This window comes from Streptococcus oralis subsp. oralis, from assembly GCF_000960035.1.
GTDB classification, from domain to species: Bacteria; Bacillota; Bacilli; order Lactobacillales; family Streptococcaceae; genus Streptococcus; species Streptococcus oralis_G.
On record NZ_JYGR01000002.1, the window covers coordinates 142272 to 162977 of the forward strand.

Sequence of the window (20706 nt, forward strand, 5' to 3'; positions counted from 1 at the left end):
ATTCCCACTTTAGAAAAACTAAAAAGCCTTGTTCAAAAGGAACAAAGGCTTTTTGTGTTCTTAATATTTCCCCAACTCACGAAGACTCGTATGATTTTCCTGAATGCGTCGGAACATTTTTTCCATGTCTGACTTGGTGAAATGCACCAAAACGGGACGTCCGTGTGGACAGTTATAGGGATTGTCACATTGAGAGAGCTGATAGAGGAGCTGTCTTGCTGAGTGGTCATCGATACGATGGTTGGCCTTGATAGACCGCTTGCAGGACATCATGATAGCCAGCTCTGCTCGGTATTTCTTGATAGAAACTTCCTTGGTCAAAAGGAGCATGTCACACATTTCATAGATGCCAGACTCGATTTCTTCTTCTGCCATCCAAATAGGATGTTCACGCAGGATAAATTGATTTTCTCCGTACTCAGCTAGAAAGACACCCACTTCCTCTAAGAGAGGCATTCTTTCTCTGAGACGAAGGGCGTCATCCGCAGGAAATTCAAAGATGTAAGGTACTAGGAGTTGTTGCTGGCTCTGGTCAACATTGCCAATGCTTTCACGGTATTCCTCGTACTTAACCCGTTCCTGAGCTGCATGCTGGTCTATGATGTAGAACCCATCTCGACCTTGGGCAAAGAGATAGGTTCCGTGCATTTGCCCGAAAAATTCCAACTCTGGGAAGCTTGACGATTCTTCTCGCTCCAGCTTATCATAGGCTTTATCGAGACTAGCTAGATCTAACTCTGGGTGGTCTATTTGGTCGTAGTTGGCAGGCTTTCTCTCTGCAAAATGCAGTTTTGCTGGCTTGGTCAACTGGTCCAAGGTTTCCTTGGCAAACAGGGTTAAATCCTGCCCTTCCTCAGTTAATTCAACCTGATGATCAGCTACCTCAGCTTGACTGGGTCTAGTTACCTCCGTTTTTTCATAGTAAAGCGTATTTTCTTTGAGTGGGAGAATGGTCTGCTCTACCTTTTGACGATTGCGTACGGTCGACTTGGCAAGATTTTCTAAAGCATCCGGTATCAAGGCTTGTTCCTTGAGACTATTTGAAATAGCCTCTGAAAGCAGCGCCATTAGCTCTCTTTCCTTGGAAATTCGCACTTCTTGCTTGGTCGGATGCACATTGACATCCGCTAGATAAGGGTCAATATGGATATGAATAACAGCCAGCGGAAAACGGCCTACCATGAGCTTACTGCCATAGCCGTCAAGAATTGCACGATTGAGCAGGAAGTTCTTGATATAACGGCCATTGATGAAGAGGCTGATATAGTTGCGGTTGGCCCGAGTCAACTCAGGCAAGGACACAAAACCTGAAATTTCGAAGTCCAGATCCGAGTTCTCAATGGCTATCATCTTTTTCGCACTTGCCAAACCATAAATCCCTGCAATGGCCTGACGCAATTGCCCAGTCCCCGCTGTCCGTGTCATTTCCTTGCCATCACTAATCAAGCTAAAAGAAATCTCAGGATGAGCCAAGCCTAGACGGTTGACAATATCAATGATATGAGACAACTCCGCTTGCTGGCTCTTCATATACTTGAGACGTGCAGGTGTATTGAAAAAGAGGTCCTCCACACAAACCTTGGTCCCCACAGGACTAGTCGCTGGGATGACTTCCTCAACTTCACCCCCACGCGCAACGAGCTTGGTCCCATGACGCGCGCCATCCACCGCAGTCAACAGAGTCAAGACACTGACGGAAGCGATAGAGGGCAGGGCTTCACCTCGAAATCCGAGCGTCCGAATCCGAAAGAGGTCTGCTTGATTTTTTATCTTACTAGTCGCATGTCGACGCAAGGCCAATTCCACCTCATCGTGGGCAATTCCATGACCATTATCTGTGATTTGAATCTTCTTAAGACCAGCTTCCTCAATCTCAATGATAATCTGACTTGAGCCCGCGTCAATGGCATTTTCTACCAACTCTTTGACCACACTGGCAGGACGTTCAATCACTTCTCCTGCCGCTATCTGGTTTGCCAGTACCTCTGGCAATTCAATAATATGAGACATCTTTCAGCCCCTTTCTGTATCTATTTTCCTAGAAATTGATTAGTGCTATTATACCATATTTCAGATGTTACCAGAAAAAGCAAATACCACATAGAAGCTAAATCTGCCCACATAGTCAAAAGCTCTTGCCATGGGTCGTAAAATAGTGTTTAATAAAGGTGTACAAGAAGTGATCACAATTTTGTATGAAATATAAGGAGAGAAATTTATGAAAGTAGAACTACAGATTAAAGAGACTTACGAGGAGGAAAAGCTGATTGTCCAAACTCCTCAGCCGACCGAAAAAGTCCAGAAAGTCATCGAGTTCGCTGAAAATCTAGACCAAAAAGAAACAATCAAAGGTAAGATTGATTATCAGGTCTATCTAATTAAGGTTAGTAAGATTCAACGCTTCTATATCGAGAATCGCAAGGTTCTAGCAGAAACTGCTAGTCAGACCTACAGTATTGATTTGCGACTCTATCAGGTTCTTGAAATGCTGCCGACCACTTTTATCCAAATTTCCCAATCAGAAATCGTTAATATTGACGCTATCTCTCATCTCAAACTCACGCCCAACGGTCTGGTTGAAATTTTCTTAAAAAACGAAAGCTTCACCTACTCTTCACGCCGTTACCTAAAAACCATCAAGGAGAAATTAGAACTATGAAAAAACAAATCTTTCACGATGCAGCCGCTGGTGTACTCATCGGCCTCATCCTCTCTATCCTCTTTTCACTCATGTACGCCCCAAATACCTATGCTCCACTTAGTCCCGAGTCTCTTATCGGCCAAGTGATGGCTCAACATCAGGTTCACGGTGCCCTGGTCTTACTCTACTGCATGATCATCTGGTCAGCTATCGGCGTTCTCTTTAGTTTTGGCAGTCGCTTATTCAGCCGTGACTGGAGCCTGCTCCGTGCCACACTTTCCCACTTCTTCCTCATGCTGGCTGGCTTTGTTCCACTAGCAACTCTGGCTGGTTGGTTCCCCTTCCACTGGACCTTCTATCTCCAGCTCATTCCAGAGTTTGCGATCGTCTACCTCATCATCTGGGTCATTCTCTATAAAAGAGAAGCAAAAAAAGTAGACCACATAAATCAACTCTTGGCTCATAAAAAGTAATAGAGAAAAACCCACTCACAAATACATGAGTGGGATTCTTTTTATAATTTTTGTTTGAACTCAACTAAGACATTCATAGCCTGCATAGGTGTCATGTTGTAAACATCTAGTTTAGCTAATTCTGCTAGGATAGGATTTTCTGCTGGCGTTTCAAAGAGAGAAATCTGTTCCGTGACGGCGCTAGTTTGCCTCATCGGAGCTGGGCTTTCTTGTCCCTGACTCTCCAGTTGCGTTAAAATCTTATCCGCTCTTGCTAAAAGTTCTCCTGGTAAGCCAGCGATCTTAGCAACATGGATACCGTAGGATTTATCAGCTGGACCTGGTTCAATCTTGTGAAGGAAGGTAACCTGTCCATCCTGTTCTAAGGTTGCCACGTGGACATTGACCAAGTGTTCCAAGCTAGACTCCAGACTGGTCAACTCATGGTAGTGGGTCGCAAAGAGGGTTTTGGCTCCGATATGTTCATGGATGTATTCGATGATGGATTGGGCCAGAGCCATTCCGTCATAAGTTGCAGTTCCGCGTCCCAATTCATCAAAGAGAATCAAGGAGTCCTTGGTCGCATGCGAAATGGCATTGTTGGCCTCCATCATCTCCACCATAAAGGTTGATTGACCTGAAACCAAGTCATCTGCTGCTCCGATACGGGTAAAGATAGCATCGAAGATAGGCAAATGGGCGCTTTCTGCCGGCACATACGAGCCTAGCTGGGCCATAACCGCCGTCATAGCTAACTGGCGCATGTAGGTGGACTTCCCGCTCATGTTGGGTCCCGTAATCAGTTGAATGCTGATATCTTCTGACATCTGGATACTGTTTGGAATGTAGGTCTGCGCTCCCATAACCTTTTCGACGACAGCATGGCGACCTTTCTGGATAGTGATTTGTGAGTCGTCTCCGAACTCAGGTCTGATCAAATGCTGGGTTTCAGCCACAACTGCTAGACTTTGCAAGACATCAACTGTCGCAATTCCTTGGGCTAGAGCCTGCAAGCGCTGGATATACTTGCTGACTTCCTCACGGATACGCATAAAGATTTCGTACTCTAGATTAGCTGACTTCTCACGCGCCTCCAGCATATCCCCCTCGATACGGGCCAATTCCTCAGTACCAAAGCGTTCTGAGTTTTTCAGCGTTGCCTTGCGGAAAAAGTGGGCTGGCACATTTCCCAGTTGCGAATTAGTCACATGGAAATAGTAGCCATCTTTTTTATTGTAGTCAATCTTGAGCGTGCTGATGCCAGAGTTTTCTCTCTCTTTTGCCTCAATCTCAGCAATCCAGCTAGTCCCTTCTCTAAGCACACGACGGTACTTGTCTAAGGTCTCATCAAATCCCGTACGGATAATGCCACCTTCCGTAATCACATGAGGAGCTTCAGGAGCAATGGCAGCGCTAATCAAGCTCTCCAACTCCGGAATGGCATCCAGCTGTGCGATGAGATAGGCCAGGGCAGGTTGCTCCATCCCTTCTAAAATCGCACGAATCCGTGGCACACTAGATAAGGTGGTCGCCAACTGCAAGAGATCCTTGGGATTGGTTTTGCCAAAAGAAACCCGACTAGCCAAACGTTCGATGTCATAAACACCTTTGAGACTGTCCGTTAAATCGCTGCGCTCAAAGAAGTGGTCAAGAAAGACCTGCACCACCTCTTGACGTTGGACGATTCGCTCCTTATCAATCAAAGGACGATGAATCCAAGAACGCAAGAGCCGCATGCCCATAGCCGTCTTGGTTTCATCTAAAAGCCAGAAAAGACTGCCTTGCTTCTTGCCTGAGCGGGCATTCTCAACCAAATCCAGACTAGTCTTGGTCGCATAATCCATCTGTAAGAAATCTTTGATTTCATAGCGGATAACTGGTTTGAGGTGGTTCAATTCCCGCATCTGGGTCCGGTGAACATACTGGAGCAGCTTACTAGCTGCCGCTTGCTCCACAGCTGCCAGTCGTGGATCCAGTAAATGAAGGTCCTCAAAGCCTTCCTTCTCATAAGAAAGCACCAGATTCATCTGGCGGCTGAGGATTTGTTCTTCTTCCTCAGACAAGTCATAACCCAGCACCACTTCTCGAGCCTTGAGATTGCGAATTTCCCCACAAACCAACGTGAAATCCAATAGCCCCGTCACATAGAAATCACCTGTCACCAGATCCATATAAGCCAGACCAAATTGATTGCCATCACGATCTAAGGAAACCAAGAAATTATTCTGACTATCCGGCTTACTGCTATCAACGACCGTTCCAGGTGTGATGACCTGGACCACCTCTCGCTTGACAACTCCGACCGCTTGTTTGGGATCTTCCATCTGTTCGGCAATGGCAACTTTATAGCCCTGTTCAATCAGAACATCGATATACTGTTGGGCAGAATGATAGGGGACGCCCGCCATGGGTATCGGATTTTCTGCATTTTTATTCCGACTTGTTAAGGAAATTTCTAAAATTTGTGCTGCATTAATTGCATCTTCATAGAACAACTCGTAAAAATCACCCATTCGAAAAAGCAAAAAAGCATCTGGGTATTGTTTCTTAATATCCACATACTGTTGCATGCCGGGTGATAGCTTTTCTGTTGCCATTTTTCGTCTCTCCTTGCTAAAAATAAGTCTTGAGAGCAACTCCCAAGACCTTATTTATCTTTCATCAAATCTAGCAAACGATCTTCCATCAGCTTGGCAACGTGCTGGTCTCGACAAATAACCAATAAGGTATTAGCACCAGCAACCGTTCCTAAAATCCATTCATCCTTGTTTGCATCTACAATGTTTGCTAAGACTGCAGCTTCCCCAAGTTTGGTATGCAGTACCAAGGTGAACTCTGCTCTTGCAACTCCTTCTAAATGATGAGACAAAAACTCAACTAAATCAATCTTATCTGTCTCATTTGCTAGTACATAATACACCATATCATTTTTCTTAACCTTGGTCAAGCCGATTTCACGCAAATCACGCGACAAAGTCGTTTGTGTCACATAAACATTACGAGCTTCTAAACGATCTTGAATCTCTTTTTGTGTCCCAAGTTTTTCTTCGGTGATCATCTTTTTAATCAACTGATGCCGTTCTCTTTTTCTCATATTATCCTCTTAAGTGAATATTTATAACAAGTTTTACATTTATTTTATAACTACATTATACCAAAAAAACTAGATAATTCAAAAAAATTCTTTTCTTTCTCAAAAAATGTAGTAAATTGTGTTAAAATAGTAAAAAAGCCCAAAAGGAGCCCTTATGAATACAAAAGAATTGATTGCTAGCGAGTTGGCTAGCGTCATTGATAGCCTGGATCAAGAGGCTATTTTAAATTTACTGGAAACACCTAAAAACTCAGAAATGGGAGACATCGCCTTCCCTGCCTTTTCTCTTGCAAAGGTCGAGCGTAAAGCTCCGCAAATGATTGCAGCAGATATTGCTGAAAAAATCAATAGTCAAGCCTTTGAAAAGGTTGTTGCTACTGGACCTTACGTCAACTTTTTCCTTGATAAAAGTGCTATTTCGGCTCAAGTATTACAGGATGTTATCACTGAAAAAGAGCACTATGCCGACCAAACCATTGGCAAGCAAGAAAATGTCGTTATCGACATGTCTAGTCCCAATATCGCTAAACCATTCTCTATTGGGCACTTGCGTTCAACAGTTATCGGAGATAGCTTGTCACATATTTTCCAAAAAATCGGTTATCAAACAGTCAAGGTCAATCATTTGGGAGACTGGGGCAAACAGTTTGGGATGCTGATTGTCGCCTACAAAAAATGGGGAAATGAGGAAGCCGTTAAAGCGCATCCAATCGATGAACTTCTTAAACTCTACGTTCGCATTAATGCTGAAGCTGAAAAAGACCCTAGCTTGGATGAAGAAGCACGCGAATGGTTCCGTAAACTGGAGAATGGAGATGAGGAAGCCCTCGCTCTCTGGCAATGGTTCCGTGATGAAAGTTTAGTGGAATTCAACCGCCTTTACAATGAATTGCAAGTCGAATTTGACAGCTACAACGGGGAAGCCTTTTACAACGATAAGATGGATGCTGTTGTAGACATCCTCGCTGAAAAAGGACTTCTTGTTGAGTCAGAAGGAGCCCAAGTTGTCAATCTTGAGAAATATGGAATTGAACATCCAGCCCTTATCAAAAAATCTGATGGTGCAACTCTCTATATCACACGTGACTTGGCTGCAGCCCTTTACCGTAAAAACGAATACCAATTTGCAAAATCTATCTATGTTGTTGGTCAAGAGCAATCTGCCCACTTCAAACAACTCAAGGCAGTACTACAAGAGATGGGCTACGATTGGAGCCAAGACATTGTCCATGTTCCGTTTGGATTGGTAACAAAAGAAGGTAACAAACTCTCTACTCGTAAAGGAAATGTCATCTTGCTAGAGCCTACTATTGCAGAGGCTGTTAGTCGTGCCAAGGCCCAAATCGAGGCGAAAAATCCTGAGTTAGAAAATAAAGACCAAGTTGCCCACGCTGTTGGAGTTGGGGCTATCAAGTTCTATGATCTTAAGACCGACCGTACAAATGGATATGACTTCGACCTTGAAGCTATGGTATCCTTTGAAGGGGAAACTGGACCTTACGTTCAATACGCCTACGCTCGTATCCAATCTATCTTGCGTAAAGCCGATTTCAAACCAGATACAGCGGGCAACTACAGCCTGAATGATGCCGAAAGCTGGGAAATCATTAAACTACTCCAAGACTTCCCGCGTATTATCAATCGTGCAGCAGATAACTTTGAACCTTCTATCATTGCGAAATTTGCGATTAGTTTAGCTCAAGCCTTTAACAAATATTATGCACATACACGCATCCTAGATGAAAGTCCTGAGCGCGACAGCCGTCTAGCCCTCAGCTACGCAACCGCAGTCGTCCTCAAAGAAGCTCTTCGTTTGCTCGGAGTAGAAGCACCGGAGAAGATGTAAATCGCCGAAGTTACTTGATTGCAGAGCAATCTAAGTAACTAACGCCAAAGCCTATTCGGACTTTGGCTTGGCGCTTCACTAGTCATGGCCCCTAAATATAATCGATTTAGAGGCCATGACGTCGTAACTATAGTGATTTGGCTTGGCGCTTCACTAATTCACCTAACCAAATAATATCGATTTGGTTAGGCTCATGTCGTAATCTTTTAAATTACTTGAAAGCAATCTGAACGATTGAGCAAAATAACATTTATATTTTGTTCGGCCTTGCAGCTGTTCAATGAAACAATTTATTCACTTTTACTATTTATCACACTGGGAGATTTCCTATGAGCCAATATGCTTATATCCTCGTTGTACTTAGCTTGGTTTTCCTTTTTCTGCTCAATAAGTACGAGAAGGAAAGACTTCAAAGACTATACCAAGAGCAACTCTTGAAGGACGAGACATTTAGGTCTGACATCAAAGAGAAAATTCACACGACTGAAAATATCAATGATGTCATTGCATATATCAATAAAACTTACCATCTGGGAATGTTGCTCTCAAAAGACGTCACAGATCAATTGAAATAATCAAAATCCGAGAAGCTTTCTTCTCGGATTTTTTAGGCTTACCATATTCCCCTTGGAGAAATTTCATTAATGCATGTAAAATTTTTCTGTAATTTTCTATATTTTTTCAAAATGGCCTTGCATTTCTTTTAAGTTTTTTGTAGAATAGTAGCTATCTATTCAGATTATTCTGAAAATTCAAAAATAGGAGCGTTTATTATGTCACAAGTTACGTTATCAAACCAGTCAACCTGGGCAAGCAAACTAAAGGCAATGGGGCCAGGAATCCTGATGGCTTCTGCTGCCGTTGGAGGTTCTCACATTGTATCCTCTACTCAAGCTGGTGGTTCTTATGGTTGGTCACTACTCCTATTGGTTATCTTGGCCAATGTTTTTAAATATCCATTTTTCCGTTTTGGTGCAGAATATACTGCTGATACTGGTAAAACCTTGGTCGAAGGCTACGCTGAAAAAGGCAAGTTCTATCTCTGGATTTTCTTTGTCCTCAATGTCTTCTCTGCTATGGTCAATACAGCTGGAGTCGCTATCCTTTGCTCAGCCATCATCGCTAGCGCCTTCCCAATGATTGGACTTAGCATCACTCAATGGTCCCTTATCCTTGTTGCAGTCATTTGGGCCATGCTACTCTTTGGTGGCTACAAACTATTGGATGGTATGGCAAAATGGATCATGTCCGCTTTGACCATTGCAACAGTTCTTGCAGTTATCATTGCAGCAATTAAGCATCCAGAATACAGCTCTGATTTTGTCGAAAAGACACCTTGGCAAATGGCGGCACTCCCTTTTATCGTTTCCCTCTTAGGATGGATGCCTGCTCCTATTGAGATTTCTGCCATCAATTCACTCTGGTCTGCTGAAAAGAAAAAGACCGTCAACTTTAATACAGCGGACGCCCTTTTCGACTTTAACGTTGGTTATATTGGAACTGCTATTCTGGCTGTATTCTTCGTGGCACTAGGAGCACTGATTCAGTATCCTACCGGGCAGGCAGTTGAAGCTGCTTCAGCTAAGTACATTTCTCAGTTTGTGGGTATGTATGCCTCTGTTCTTGGAGAATGGTCCCGTTATTTGATTACCTTTATCGCCTTTCTTTGTATCTTTGGAACGGTCATCACCGTTATTGATGGCTACTCTCGTGTCAATCAGGAATCGCTACGACTCTTGATTCGTCAAAAAGAGGATACTCGTAAATCTTTGAACATCTGGATGACCATTACCGCTATCATTGGTATCGTAATTATTAAATTCTTTGCTGGACAAGTTTCAACCATGCTTCGCTTTGCCATGATCGGTTCTTTCCTGACAACACCATTCTTCGCTCTTTTAAACTATGTATTGGTGACACGTGAGAATAAAAATCTTCCTTCCTGGCTAAAACTCCTCGCTATCGCAGGATTGATTTTCCTCTTTGGCTTTGCTATTTTCTTTATCTATGCACTTGCCATCGGAAAAGCAGGATAGTATATAAAATGGCACCCTTACGGGGGTGCTTTTGCATACTCAAAAGCAGCTGAAAATCTCAACTGCCCCTCAGTACTACTTTATTTTTCTGTTTCTAACTCATACAAGTCCGCGATAATCGCTGCGACTTTTTTAATATCTCCCAGCATACCACGCATTTCAAAGTCTGCTAGGACCGGGAAGCCAAAGCGCTGGCTATACTGCTTGGCTGTCAGGCAGTATTGATTGTTAAAATTGCGGTTACCAGAACCCACTACCCCAAAACACTTACTAGCATTGTCTCCATAAGCGATAAAGTCGCCCACTGGAGTCGTTAGAATCTCAACATCGCCGTTGTCGACACCATTTCCACCTTCCAGATAGGTGGGTAAAAAGGCGACATAAGGATGGTCCATCTCAAAGAAATCATTCCCTTCCTTGACCAGATCCTTGATATGGATTTTTTGGACCTCAATCCCTTCGTGCTGGGACAAGAGATAGTCCTTAAGTCGGGTTACAAAACTCTCTGTATTCCCGCTCAAACTGATATAAACTACGGATATTTTTTTCATATTGACCTCGATTTTTATTTTTGGATAGTAAAAGAACTACCAAGATTGTAACTTGATAGTTCTCTTTTGTCAATACTTAGGCAACTTCCTCTGCTTCGGCTTCTTCAGCCAAATCTTTTTGCTGGCGCCACATCTTGTAAAAGACTAAAGCTAAAAAGAGGACATTGATAATCATGAACAAAATAACGGTTCCTTTTGCTAATGCGCCTATTCCTAAGCCTAGGGTATCATCTTTGATCAATTGAACTGCATCTTGAATGTTCACAAAAGAATAGACCAAACCAACAATCGCTAGCAAAAGATAGCCAAGATAAGCATAGTTTGCAAATTGGACATTTTTACGAACTAAGAACACAAAGGCTACCACAACTAAAATAGCAGATAAAACAATCAAAACTATATTAAAAATTGAGTGCGATGATGCTGTTACTTGGTAAGTATAGTTAACCGTGTCTTCTATTTGCTGAGCAGTAAGGGTCCCACTATTAGATAGGTTAGCACGAAGAACTTCCTTGCTAGGGACTGGACCCAAGATGCCAAATAATGACGAAGCAGAAATAAGTGCTGACAGGACTAACAAAATCCAGAGATAAATTGGTTTCTTTTTCATATTATCCTCCTATAAATCCTTTTGGACATTATAGCATTTTTTGTACAGGAATACAACTTTTACAAGCTGGTTTCAACTTGTTTCCGATAAGCTTTCGGTGATTTTCCGCACAATTTACGGAAAACCTTGTAGAAATATCCAACATTACTATAGCCAACTGCATAGCAAATATCTTCGATACTATCACTGGTCGAAAGTAAGAGTTGCTGCGCTGCCTTAATTCGCTGTTTATTGAGCAATTCCGCAAAGGTTGAGTTGGTTTCCCTCTTGATCAGCTGACCGAGATAGACAGGATTGATAAAGAGATCCTTGCTAATATCCTTAAGTGAGAGCTCTTTTTGATAATCGCGGCCGATCACCTCTAGAACACTGACCACATTTTCATTCATACGATACTGGCCAAAGAACTTGGTCAAGGTTTCTTTGATATAGGCAACCAATTCTTCAAAGGTGTTAATAGCATGAATAGCTTTTACAATCTCGGTCATATCATCTGCTTTTAGGTGTTCAAACAAATGAAAGACATCCATGACAAACTGGGTAAAGAGCTGCTTTGTGATGGCCACGCGCGGGGTATTCTTCAAAACAACCTTCTCTAGCAGGGTTAATTCTTCGATGATTTGATTGATATTCCCTTGGATAATCACCCGATAAATCGGCTCGTAATAAGCAAACAAACTTTCGGATTTTTCTAGATTAACAGAACCGTAGAAGAGGGCTTTTTCAGCGTTGATCTTCCAATTCTCAAAGGACTGCTGGTAGGGTGCTTCAAATGGTGTCACGACGATGCCATCTAGCGGTTGATCAGAGATGAAAATCTGCCAGTCTTGCCCCAAAACATAGTAAGGAATGGTAAAAGACCCCTGCTTTTCCTTGGATAGACCAATCCACCAGCTGTCTTTACCTGACAGGTAGTTCGTAAATCCTGTCTCATCCAATTCTTGACTGAGGGTCTGACTTTGCTCCACCTTTTCCTGAAGCTGCTGCGCAATCTTTTCTAATAAATTGCCCAACTCCACCTTGTCTACTGGCTTGACCAGATAATCCACGACACTAAGGTTCATGGCTTTTTTGACGTAGTCAAACTCCTGATAACCAGACAGCAAGATATAATAGGTATCTGGAAGTAGCTCTTTCATTTCCCTAATCATCTCAAGTCCGGTTTTATCTGGCATGTTGACATCGGAAATGACCACATCTACTGGATTTTTCTTAACATAGTCCAAAGCATCATATGCGTGATTAGCTGTTGCGACGACTTGCATATCCCATTTTTCAAAGGGGATTAATCGCTTGAGCCCCTCTGTCACCATGTACTCATCGTCTACTAATAAAACTTTATACATTTCTACCCTTTCTATTCATCCTGGATAGTGATATGGTAACGAACCCCCTCTTGCTCAGCTGACTCTACACTGATTTGGTAGCGATCCCCAAAGTAGAGAACAAAGCGTTCGTGTACATTTACTATTCCAATTGATTGCCGCTCCCCACTATAGCTTGCCTCGTGTTCAAAACTTCTCTGAGCTAATTTTTCTTGCAAGCTAGCTAGTTTCTCAGCGGGCATTCCCCGACCATTGTCTTCCACTAGGATTTCAACGAAGCCTTGGCCCTTCAAGGCTTTGATACTGATGACATTATCCGTTCTGCGATGGTCAACACCATGGGCAAAGTAGTTTTCTACTAATGGTTGGAGTGTAAATTTTGGAATCCTCATTTCTTCCAATTCTGGTGCAATCTTGAAACCATAGGCAATGGATTTAGGATAACGCACCATACAGAGATAGCTATATTTTCGGCAAAATTCCAACTCCTGCTTCAAGGTCGTTTCCCGCTCGTCAGAGATATTGTTGCGTAACAAGCTGCTAAATTCATAGATAATATCTGCCAGTTCATCCTGACTTTGCATGACGGCATACATCCGTAAAAACTCCAGAGTATTGTACATAAAGTGAGGATTGATTTGAGCCTGCAGGGCTCGCATATTGGCATCCTTTTGGCTGAGCTCTAGCTGATAGATATCATGGATATTTTTTTCCAGGCGATCCAACATATCATTGGTTGTTTCTGCAATGAGAAGCAACTCTTGGTCTTTTTCAGAGGTATCGATTCGAAGGCCTTCTTCTCCTTGAGCAATCACCTCGATCGAATCAACTAGGTCTACGACCTGCTTTTGGTAATTTGAAAAAGTCTGTCTAAGGGTCACGTACAAAATGATGATAAAGAGAATACTTAGCCCAATAATGACAGCTGAACTCGTCAAAGTTCCTGTAAGAACAAAATTTTTAGGAACAGCAACTCGAACCTGATAACCATGAGAGGTGACACCCACAAACCAGTTTTCTCGCTCGGCTGAGACCTTCTCCCCAATATGGAACATCTCAGTCTCAAAAGGCGAAGTTACTGTTACAGCCATTGGGATATGGCCCCGAGTATTGTCAATAGCGCCATGTAAAACATCTGGGGATAGGGAGATATAAATCACTCCTAAATCCTTGTCAGACACAGGATCGGAAACAGGAATGGCAAAACTATTGGCTGTTGGCTTAAAATCCTCCGCAGGAATTTTCTCTCCACTGCGTTTTTCTCTAGTCGAAACATAGACTTCCTTGTAGTCCTGAAGAACAATAGCCACTCCAGTCACAAAATCATTCCGAACATAGAGGTCATCAATATTTTCATACAGAGAAACCGAGATATAAGGTGAAGTTTTACGCTCTAATTGCCAATAGAAGTAGTCTGGTGTGCTGAGACTGAAATACTTGTAAATTCCTTCGATGCGGGCCTGATTTTCAACCAAAGACTGAGCAAGTCGGGTTGACTCTCTGTGATAGTATTCCACTTCACTCACTGTCCGAGTGGTCACACGTTCTGCAACCCGTTGGGCCTCCTTCTCACGCGAGTCCCAGTCAGCATACGATAGCATAATCGCAAAACTGGCAATGACCACGATCATAACCAAACTATAAATCCGTAAAAGAGAGTGAAGCCAAAACTGCTTCATTCTATTTTGCCGCCAATTTTTCATGGATACTTTCATAAATAGGTTCCAACATATCACTGATAAAGAAATGCCACATTCCAATTCCTACAAAAAAGAGCAAGGCAGGCATATAATAACCAACTCCTACAAGAAGAGCGGACCCGAGTAAAACCTTGGCAATCGCAGGTAAGCTCATAAAAATCCCGATAAGGGACAGTTTCAAGGTATTTTGGTAGGATAAATCAAAATACACCTGAAGTTTCAAGGAAACAGTATAGGCTAGAAAGACAAGAGCGACTACAAGGACATTGAGAAAGGTCGCCAAGAGGTGGAAAATCGTCTGGTGGGGTAATTGAACTAGAAGATACAAACCATAAACTAGGACAAGATCCACAAACACAAAACTATAGAAAGCCAGATTACTCTTGACAAAATTGCTCTTATACAATTCCCAAGCTTCCTTCAAATGGTATGCTCGATAGGTATAACCATGCTCCGCATACAAACTCATAAGAGTTGCACTAGCTGGTGCCAAACCAAAGATCACTCCTCCTGCTAGTGTTAATAGCCAGAAATAAGCCGTCGTCATCATTCCCAAAAAGATACGATTAAAGACGAATTCTAGAAATTTCCCCATGCCACTCTCCTTAAACTAACGATGTAACTATTATATCATATTTCAAACGTTTTCAAAAATATAGAACTCCCATTTACAATCCTCAAAAAGCGTGATACAATTGATTTTGTTAGTTTATATCAAGGAGAAACTCATGAAGAAAAATATCTTAACCACCCTCTTAGCTGTCGTCCTTTATTTCCTCTGTCTAGGGATTGGAGTAGTACTTGATCACTTGGTTGACTCAACGGGCAATATGTTCTATGCTCCGGCTTTTTCAGCCCTTGTTGGGGGTAGCGTCTACATGTTTCTTCTGGTAAAAGTTCCTCGTTTTGGTGCCATTACCACTCTCGGGCTCTTTATGGCTCTCTTTTTCCTAGCTAGCAAACACGGCGCTGGAGCCTTTCTACCAGCTATCGCCTGCGGTCTTGCAGCAGATGCCACCGCTCGCCTCGGCCACTATCAGGATAAGATTAAAAATCTTTTCTCCTTCCTCGTCTTTGCTTTTAGCACAAGCGGTCCTATCCTCCTCATGTGGATCAATCCAGCATCCTACGAGGCAGCTCTCCTCGCTCGTGGAAAATCTCAGGAATACATTGACCGTATCATGGTCGCTCCAGAGCTAGACAAAATTTTTCTCTTTGTCGCAAGCATTCTCCTTTGTGCCTTGATTGGTGCTTTGCTTGGACAAGCCATTAGTAAAAAGTTTACACACAAAATCTAATCACTAAAAAAGAGCCCTTCGGCTCTTTTTATTTATGACTTAATTTCTTGGTCAAGAAATCTCCCAAGAACTGGATTGTAAAGATAATCAAGATGATAATAATGGTCGCCAAGATGGTCACATCGTGATTGTAACGGTTGAATCCATAGGCAATGGCCACATTACCGATACCACCAGCACCAACTGCTCCCGCCATAGCTGTTTCCCCAACAAGGGAAATCAAGGTCACAGTCGTCACACGAATCAAATCTGGAAGACCTTCGGATAGGTATACCCCAACGATATCCCAGAAAGTCGCTCCACTAGCCTGCGCTGCTTCAATCACACCACCATCCAACTCAGCCAAGACGACCTGCACCTGACGGGCAAAGAAGGCAAATACCGCAAAAGAGAGTGGGACAAGGGCTGCATTTGGCCCGATACTAGTCTTGACAATCAAGTGAGAAAGTGGCGACATGATTGCCAAGAGGATGATGAAAGGAACCGCACGGAAAATGGAGGTAATCTTGTCTAAAATCCAAAAGATAACCTTATTTTCCAAGACACCACCTGGCGCTGTCAAGACGAGGAACAGACCTGCAACGAGCCCCAAGAATCCTCCGATGATGAAGGAAAGAACTGTCATATAAAGAGTTAGGTAGATAGCCGTTCCCCAGCCTGCCTGACCAGCCCAGCCCATCTTGTAGACATTTGGTAAGTAAGTTTGAATCAACTCTGTCATTTTACTGTCCTCCCTTCAATACTTTTAACTGCACACCAGCCTGACGGATGGCTTCTTGAGCACCTGCTAGTGCTGCTTTTTCACCTGACAAGACCACAACCAATTCTCCAACAGGAGTGCCATCAAGAATTTCGATATTTCCATAGAGGATATTGGCCGTTACTTGGTAATGTTTGTACAATTCATTCAAAAGCGGTTCGTCTGTCGAAGCCCCTGCATACTTGAGTTGCACTAAGATACTGTTCTCAGACAAGTGCTCTACGATTTCTTGCTTCTCAATCTTGACCATGGCTTCATCAATACCTGTAGCTGTTGAGATAAAGTCCTGTGTCAAAGGTTGTTTAGGGTCTGAGAAGATTTCAAGAACACTTCCTTCTTCAATCAAACGGCCATCCTGCATGACCGCCACACGGTTGGCAATGTCTTTGACAATCTGCATTTCATGCGTAATCAAGACAACCGTCAAACCTAATTTTTGGTTCAAATCTTGCAACAAGGCCAAAATCTGCTTGGTTGTCTTAGGGTCAAGGGCAGAAGTTGACTCATCTGAAATCAAGATTTTTGGATCATTGGCCAAGGCACGTGCAATGGCTACACGCTGTTTTTGCCCTCCAGATAGTTGTGAAGGGTAGTTTTCAGCACGATCTGCCAAGCCAACCAAGTTCAACAACTTAGCTACTTTAGCTTTCTTTTCTTCCTTGCTGAGTCCAGAGTGTTTGAGGGCAAAGGCTACATTTTCCTCCGCTGTCTTTTGACTCATCAGGTTGAAATGCTGGAAAATCATCCCGATATCTTGACGTTTCCGACGTAACTGCTCCGCCGTCAAAGTGACCTTACCGTCAAAAATCACATCGTCATCAATGGTAATTTTCCCTGCAGATGGTTTTTGCAAGAGGTTAATCACCCGTACAAGGGTTGATTTCCCTGCTCCAGAATATCCAACGATTCCGTAAATATCCCCTTCTTGGATGTGAATGGTCACATCCTTGACCGCTGTGATGGTTCTCTTCTTTTGGTGAAAAGTCACATCGATCTGTTCTAACTTGATAATATCTCTACTCATAGCTTCTAATCAGCTCCTCTACTAATTCAATATGGGTGTAGTAATCGGCGATTCGCACATTTTCATCTCCACCGTGGTCTCGGCTATTGGCATTTCCTAGACCGAAGGCCACCATGGGTATCTCTAAGGCATCAAAGACCGTATGCATGGGCCCTGTCCCCGCTGTGGTCGGCAAGACTGAAACGCCCTGTGGATAGAATTTCTTGGCCAACTCGATCACATTGAGAATGGCCGGCGCGCTCATATCGCTTCGATAACTCATCTCTCCCAAGGTATAGTATAATTCTACCTTATCAAAGCCATTTTTGTCTAGCTGTTTCCGAATTTTTTCCAGAACATCATGCGGTTCTAGGCCAGGAACCAAACGAACCTCTAGCTTAGCACTGGCTTCTGCTGGCAAAATCGTTTTAACCCCTTGCCCTTGATAACCTGACTGAATCCCTTCGATATTAAGGGCTGGCTCGAAAAAGAAACGTTTTAGAAAGGCTGCACGATCCTCTTGTAAGAGAGGCAATTCCAAGCCATAAATGCGACTAATTTCCTCAGGATTGCGTTGGGCATAGGTATCTACCAAGGCTAGTTCTCGTTCATTTGGCTCTTGAACATCCTCATACAAGCCTTCTACTAAGATACGTCCATCTGCGGCACGTAGACTACTTAGAGCCTGGATAAGATACCATGGAGCTGATTCCACGACACCACCATAACTCGAGTGGATATCCACATCAGCACTTTTTACCTTAGCATCAAAGGTCACAATCCCTTTGTTTCCGCCAGAAATTTCCAGCTGTTCCAAGGCATTTTTGGTCCCTTGTTCCCAAACTAACAAATCTGCCCCACGGAGTTTGTCCGCGTGTTTCTCTAAATACTTATCTAGATCCATGGAAGCAGATTCCTCTGCCCCTTCCATGATAAAGCTGATATTGATAGGCAGGTCATCATGGTGCTGCATATACTTTCTCAGAGCACTCAAACGAGCCGTGATGTGGCCCTTGTCATCATCAACCCCACGTCCATACATAAAGCCATTTCGCACAGAAAGGGTAAAAGGATCCTCTGTCCACACCTGGTCGCCATCCGCTGGCACGGTGTCATAGTGATTATAGAAGATCAAGGTCTTGGCATCCGGACGCGAGCTCTTGAAATGCGCCATGACAAAGGGAGCCGTATAAGTCTCATCAATCTCGACTTCAGCTCCTACACGCTTGAAAATCTCACCCAGATAGTTTGCGACTTCCTTGAGTCCAACCTGCTGGGCAAAAACTGATTTCTTGGAAATCAAGGTGCGCAAGACTTCAAAATAATGTTGGGCCACATGATCCTTCTCAAATTTTTCAATCTGCTCTTGTTCGCTAGGAAAAACCATTTTCTCTCTCTTTCTACTACGTACTTGCGTCCTCAAAACGACAACAAGTGCCTCTTTAAAATTAACTCTCTATACAAAAGTAAGAGGTGGAAACTCTCTCCCACCTCCCTGTGTCTTATTACCAAACTGGTTGGTCCAAACCGTCTGATGTTTCTTCGATAACTTTTTTCACTTCATCAGTGTGGTAAGCTGCGATAATTTTCTTGATGGCATCAGCCTTAGGTGATGATTCCCAATCTTTTTTCGCAACAATGATGTTGTACCATTGTTTTGAGTTTTCATCAGCTTGTTCTTTGAAGAGTGCTTTCTTGTAGTCCAATTTTGCTTCTGTAACGAAGGTATTGTTTACAACGGCAGCATCAACTGATGACAATGAACGTGCTGTTTGGCTAGCGTCCAATTCAGTAATCTTCAAGTTCTTTGGATTTTCTGTAATGTTCGCAACTGTTGCAAGTGCAGTTCCAGAAACATCCAATTTGATCAAACCAGCTGATTGAAGCAAGTAAAGCGCACGGCTTTCGTTTGTTGCATCGTTTGGTACGGCGATTTCACCGTTATCTGGGATTTCTTCCACTTTGGTGTACTTGTTTTCTTTCCCATTTTTACCTGAGTAAAGGCGGATTGGTGAGATATAGGTATCTGCAATCGCTACAAGGTCTTTCCCGTTTTCTTTATTCCAGTTATTCAAGAAGTTGTAGTGTTGGAAAGCATTCAAGTCTACTTCGCCATCAGCAGTTGCCTTGTTTGGTTGTGAATAGTCTGTGAATTCTGTGAATTCCAATTTAATTCCATCTTTTTCAACCAATTCTTGGATTTTATCCCAACGTGCTTCTTCAGAACCGCTACGGTTAACTGTTGCAATTTTGACAACTGTTTCGTTGTCTGCTTTCTTTTCTGAATTTCCGCAAGCTGCAAGAGCCAAACCTGCGACTGTAGCAAGAGCTGCTACACCGAGCCATTTTTTAATTTTCATGATTCTTTCTCCTTTAAAAATAATACCGTAATAGTATCTCATACTTTATTTGATTTAGCAAATTGTTATTAGATAGGCAGACATATAGTTTGAAACTATATACCTAAAAATTGAGAAATCATCCGCCTTTCTCAGACTGGATGATTTCATACGACTATTTAATATCAGCTTCTGCTGGGAGATAAGTGTCTCCGAAGAACTGTTTAGACAATTTTTCAAGAGTTCCGTCTTTGTAGAGTTCTTGGATACGTTTGTCTACAAATGATTTCAACTCATCTTGACCTTTAGCAAGAAGTGGGTATACGTAAGGTTGTTGGTCGCTTGGAAGTTCGATAACTTTCAAGTTATCCAAACCTTGGTCCTTGATGACTGTCTCTACACCGATTTTATTAAAAATCTTGTAGTCAAATCGGCCATCACTCAAACGTACCATGATTTGTTGGAAGTCCCCTTTAACGTAGTTAAGGATAGTTGGGTTATCTGAGTGTTGTTTGTTGTAGTCTTCTAGCTGTTTAGCAGATGTTGTTCCTTGAACAACTTCTGTTGATTTTCCACCGATATCATCAAACGATTTGATGCTAGAGTCATCTTTTTTCACTACAAGAACGTTAGGGTTTTTAGCAGTTGGAGCTGCATAAAGGTATTTTTCAGCACGTTCTTTAGTGTAGCTGATGTTGCTAACAGCCATTTGGTAACGGTCAGCGTCAAGTCCTGCAAAAACACCTGACCACTCTGTCTTCTCAAACTTGACAGTATACTTGTCAGAATCTTTAAAGATAGCGCGAACCACTTCAATCTCGTAACCAGTCAATTCGCCATTTTCTTCATAGTTGAATGGTTTTGGTGTAGCATTGGTTGCTACGACGATTTCTTTTTTACCAGATGTTGCTTCGCTAGTTGCAGTATCTTTCTTATCTCCGCCTGAGCAAGCTGCTAGTACACCTGCGGCAACAAGCCCTAGAGCAGCAAGAGATGAATATTTGACGATTTTTTTCATGTCATTTCCTCCAAAATAGAATACTGTATTATC

19 protein-coding genes are annotated in these 20706 nt (G+C 42.8%); 6 read left to right on the forward strand and 13 right to left on the reverse strand.

The features are described from left to right. Positions 1-60: 60 nt before the first annotated feature. Entirely contained in the window at positions 61-2010 is a 1950-nt protein-coding gene (gene mutL, locus TZ92_RS00955) for a DNA mismatch repair endonuclease MutL (RefSeq protein ID WP_033630434.1), read from the reverse strand. Between the two features lie 208 nt (positions 2011-2218). Here mutL and TZ92_RS00960 point away from each other — a divergent pair, with 208 nt between their 5' ends. Together TZ92_RS00960 and TZ92_RS00965 are read left to right on the forward strand one after the other, a co-directional pair. Next, complete coding sequence (locus TZ92_RS00960) at positions 2219-2659, forward strand: LytTR family DNA-binding domain-containing protein (protein WP_033630435.1); 441 nt, start codon at positions 2219-2221, stop codon at positions 2657-2659. Continuing rightward, on the forward strand, positions 2656-3114 hold the full coding sequence (locus tag TZ92_RS00965) for a DUF3021 domain-containing protein (RefSeq protein ID WP_033630436.1): 459 nt from the start codon (positions 2656-2658) through the stop codon (positions 3112-3114). Before TZ92_RS00960 ends, TZ92_RS00965 begins: the two co-directional genes overlap by 4 nt. 41 nt (positions 3115-3155) lie before the next feature. Here the strand turns inward: TZ92_RS00965 and mutS are convergent, their stop codons facing one another. Next, the gene (mutS, locus tag TZ92_RS00970) at positions 3156-5690 is read right to left on the reverse strand and encodes a DNA mismatch repair protein MutS (protein ID WP_033630437.1); all 2535 of its coding nucleotides are present in this window, start codon (positions 5688-5690) and stop codon (positions 3156-3158) included. Positions 5691-5740: 50 nt separating this feature from the next. Next, positions 5741-6187, reverse strand: coding sequence for an arginine repressor (argR, locus tag TZ92_RS00975; protein ID WP_001231483.1), 447 nt, complete (start codon positions 6185-6187; stop codon positions 5741-5743). 154 nt (positions 6188-6341) lie between these two features. On the opposite strand from argR, the gene argS reads away from it, so the two are divergent. The 3 genes from argS (at position 6342) to TZ92_RS00990 (ending at position 10069) form a co-directional block, all read left to right on the forward strand. Then, complete coding sequence (gene argS / locus TZ92_RS00980; RefSeq protein WP_033630438.1) at positions 6342-8033, forward strand: arginine--tRNA ligase; 1692 nt, start codon at positions 6342-6344, stop codon at positions 8031-8033. Between the two features lie 329 nt (positions 8034-8362). Continuing rightward, a complete protein-coding gene (locus TZ92_RS00985; RefSeq protein ID WP_033630439.1) occupies positions 8363-8608 on the forward strand; it encodes a hypothetical protein in 246 nt (81 codons plus the stop codon). 198 nt (positions 8609-8806) lie between these two features. Further along, a complete protein-coding gene (locus TZ92_RS00990; RefSeq protein WP_033630440.1) occupies positions 8807-10069 on the forward strand; it encodes an NRAMP family divalent metal transporter in 1263 nt (420 codons plus the stop codon). An 80-nt stretch (positions 10070-10149) separates the two neighbouring features. Here TZ92_RS00990 and nrdI read toward each other — a convergent pair whose 3' ends face one another. The 5 genes from nrdI to TZ92_RS01015 all read right to left on the reverse strand — a co-directional run bounded on the left by nrdI (position 10150) and on the right by TZ92_RS01015 (position 14850). After that, on the reverse strand, positions 10150-10620 hold the full coding sequence (gene nrdI / locus TZ92_RS00995; RefSeq protein WP_033630441.1) for a class Ib ribonucleoside-diphosphate reductase assembly flavoprotein NrdI: 471 nt from the start codon (positions 10618-10620) through the stop codon (positions 10150-10152). 76 nt (positions 10621-10696) lie between these two features. After that, positions 10697-11230, reverse strand: a complete 534-nt coding sequence (locus tag TZ92_RS01000) for an ABC transporter permease (protein ID WP_033630443.1) — start codon at positions 11228-11230, stop codon at positions 10697-10699. Positions 11231-11289: 59 nt separating this feature from the next. Next, positions 11290-12576, reverse strand: a complete 1287-nt coding sequence (locus TZ92_RS01005; protein ID WP_033630445.1) for a response regulator transcription factor — start codon at positions 12574-12576, stop codon at positions 11290-11292. A gap of 11 nt (positions 12577-12587) precedes the next feature. Continuing rightward, positions 12588-14258 (reverse strand): sensor histidine kinase, encoded by a 1671-nt coding sequence (locus TZ92_RS01010; protein ID WP_080702671.1) that lies wholly within the window; start codon positions 14256-14258, stop codon positions 12588-12590. Then, positions 14236-14850 carry a YesL family protein gene (locus tag TZ92_RS01015; RefSeq protein WP_033584788.1) on the reverse strand — a complete coding sequence of 205 codons (615 nt, stop codon included), beginning with the start codon at positions 14848-14850 and terminating at the stop codon, positions 14236-14238. The genes TZ92_RS01010 and TZ92_RS01015 overlap by 23 nt, the downstream gene beginning before the upstream one ends. 133 nt (positions 14851-14983) lie before the next feature. Between TZ92_RS01015 and TZ92_RS01020 the strand changes: the two genes are divergently transcribed. Then, positions 14984-15553 (forward strand): MptD family putative ECF transporter S component, encoded by a 570-nt coding sequence (locus tag TZ92_RS01020; RefSeq protein ID WP_033630446.1) that lies wholly within the window; start codon positions 14984-14986, stop codon positions 15551-15553. Between the two features lie 28 nt (positions 15554-15581). On the opposite strand, the gene TZ92_RS01025 is transcribed toward TZ92_RS01020, so the two are convergent. The 5 genes from TZ92_RS01025 to TZ92_RS01045 all read right to left on the reverse strand — a co-directional run bounded on the left by TZ92_RS01025 (position 15582) and on the right by TZ92_RS01045 (position 20673). Next, positions 15582-16274: a methionine ABC transporter permease gene (locus TZ92_RS01025; protein ID WP_000137507.1), complete on the reverse strand. Its 693-nt coding sequence runs from the start codon at positions 16272-16274 to the stop codon at positions 15582-15584. 1 nt (position 16275) lies between these two features. Then, positions 16276-17337, reverse strand: coding sequence for a methionine ABC transporter ATP-binding protein (locus TZ92_RS01030; RefSeq protein ID WP_033630447.1), 1062 nt, complete (start codon positions 17335-17337; stop codon positions 16276-16278). Further along, positions 17330-18703 carry a M20 family metallopeptidase gene (locus tag TZ92_RS01035; RefSeq protein ID WP_033630448.1) on the reverse strand — a complete coding sequence of 458 codons (1374 nt, stop codon included), beginning with the start codon at positions 18701-18703 and terminating at the stop codon, positions 17330-17332. The genes TZ92_RS01030 and TZ92_RS01035 overlap by 8 nt, the downstream gene beginning before the upstream one ends. A gap of 118 nt (positions 18704-18821) precedes the next feature. Then, on the reverse strand, positions 18822-19676 hold the full coding sequence (locus TZ92_RS01040) for a MetQ/NlpA family ABC transporter substrate-binding protein (RefSeq protein WP_033630449.1): 855 nt from the start codon (positions 19674-19676) through the stop codon (positions 18822-18824). Between the two features lie 154 nt (positions 19677-19830). Continuing rightward, positions 19831-20673, reverse strand: coding sequence for an amino acid ABC transporter substrate-binding protein (locus TZ92_RS01045; protein ID WP_033630450.1), 843 nt, complete (start codon positions 20671-20673; stop codon positions 19831-19833). Positions 20674-20706: the final 33 nt, after the last annotated feature.

Coding starts and splice junctions, on each gene's coding strand:
- TZ92_RS01005 (WP_033630445.1), bottom strand. CDS start 12,576: ATGTATAAAGTTTTATTAGTAGACGATGAGTACATGGTGACAGAGGGG.
- TZ92_RS01010 (WP_080702671.1), bottom strand. CDS start 14,258: ATGAAAAATTGGCGGCAAAATAGAATGAAGCAGTTTTGGCTTCACTCT.
- TZ92_RS01035 (WP_033630448.1), bottom strand. CDS start 18,703: ATGGTTTTTCCTAGCGAACAAGAGCAGATTGAAAAATTTGAGAAGGAT.
- TZ92_RS00960 (WP_033630435.1), top strand. CDS start 2,219: ATGAAAGTAGAACTACAGATTAAAGAGACTTACGAGGAGGAAAAGCTG.
- TZ92_RS00965 (WP_033630436.1), top strand. CDS start 2,656: ATGAAAAAACAAATCTTTCACGATGCAGCCGCTGGTGTACTCATCGGC.
- nrdI (WP_033630441.1), bottom strand. CDS start 10,620: ATGAAAAAAATATCCGTAGTTTATATCAGTTTGAGCGGGAATACAGAG.
- TZ92_RS01000 (WP_033630443.1), bottom strand. CDS start 11,230: ATGAAAAAGAAACCAATTTATCTCTGGATTTTGTTAGTCCTGTCAGCA.
- mutS (WP_033630437.1), bottom strand. CDS start 5,690: ATGGCAACAGAAAAGCTATCACCCGGCATGCAACAGTATGTGGATATT.
- TZ92_RS00990 (WP_033630440.1), top strand. CDS start 8,807: ATGTCACAAGTTACGTTATCAAACCAGTCAACCTGGGCAAGCAAACTA.
- TZ92_RS00985 (WP_033630439.1), top strand. CDS start 8,363: ATGAGCCAATATGCTTATATCCTCGTTGTACTTAGCTTGGTTTTCCTT.
- argR (WP_001231483.1), bottom strand. CDS start 6,187: ATGAGAAAAAGAGAACGGCATCAGTTGATTAAAAAGATGATCACCGAA.
- argS (WP_033630438.1), top strand. CDS start 6,342: ATGAATACAAAAGAATTGATTGCTAGCGAGTTGGCTAGCGTCATTGAT.
- mutL (WP_033630434.1), bottom strand. CDS start 2,010: ATGTCTCATATTATTGAATTGCCAGAGGTACTGGCAAACCAGATAGCG.
- TZ92_RS01030 (WP_033630447.1), bottom strand. CDS start 17,337: ATGAGTAGAGATATTATCAAGTTAGAACAGATCGATGTGACTTTTCAC.
- TZ92_RS01025 (WP_000137507.1), bottom strand. CDS start 16,274: ATGACAGAGTTGATTCAAACTTACTTACCAAATGTCTACAAGATGGGC.
- TZ92_RS01040 (WP_033630449.1), bottom strand. CDS start 19,676: ATGAAAATTAAAAAATGGCTCGGTGTAGCAGCTCTTGCTACAGTCGCA.
- TZ92_RS01015 (WP_033584788.1), bottom strand. CDS start 14,850: ATGGGGAAATTTCTAGAATTCGTCTTTAATCGTATCTTTTTGGGAATG.
- TZ92_RS01020 (WP_033630446.1), top strand. CDS start 14,984: ATGAAGAAAAATATCTTAACCACCCTCTTAGCTGTCGTCCTTTATTTC.
- TZ92_RS01045 (WP_033630450.1), bottom strand. CDS start 20,673: ATGAAAAAAATCGTCAAATATTCATCTCTTGCTGCTCTAGGGCTTGTT.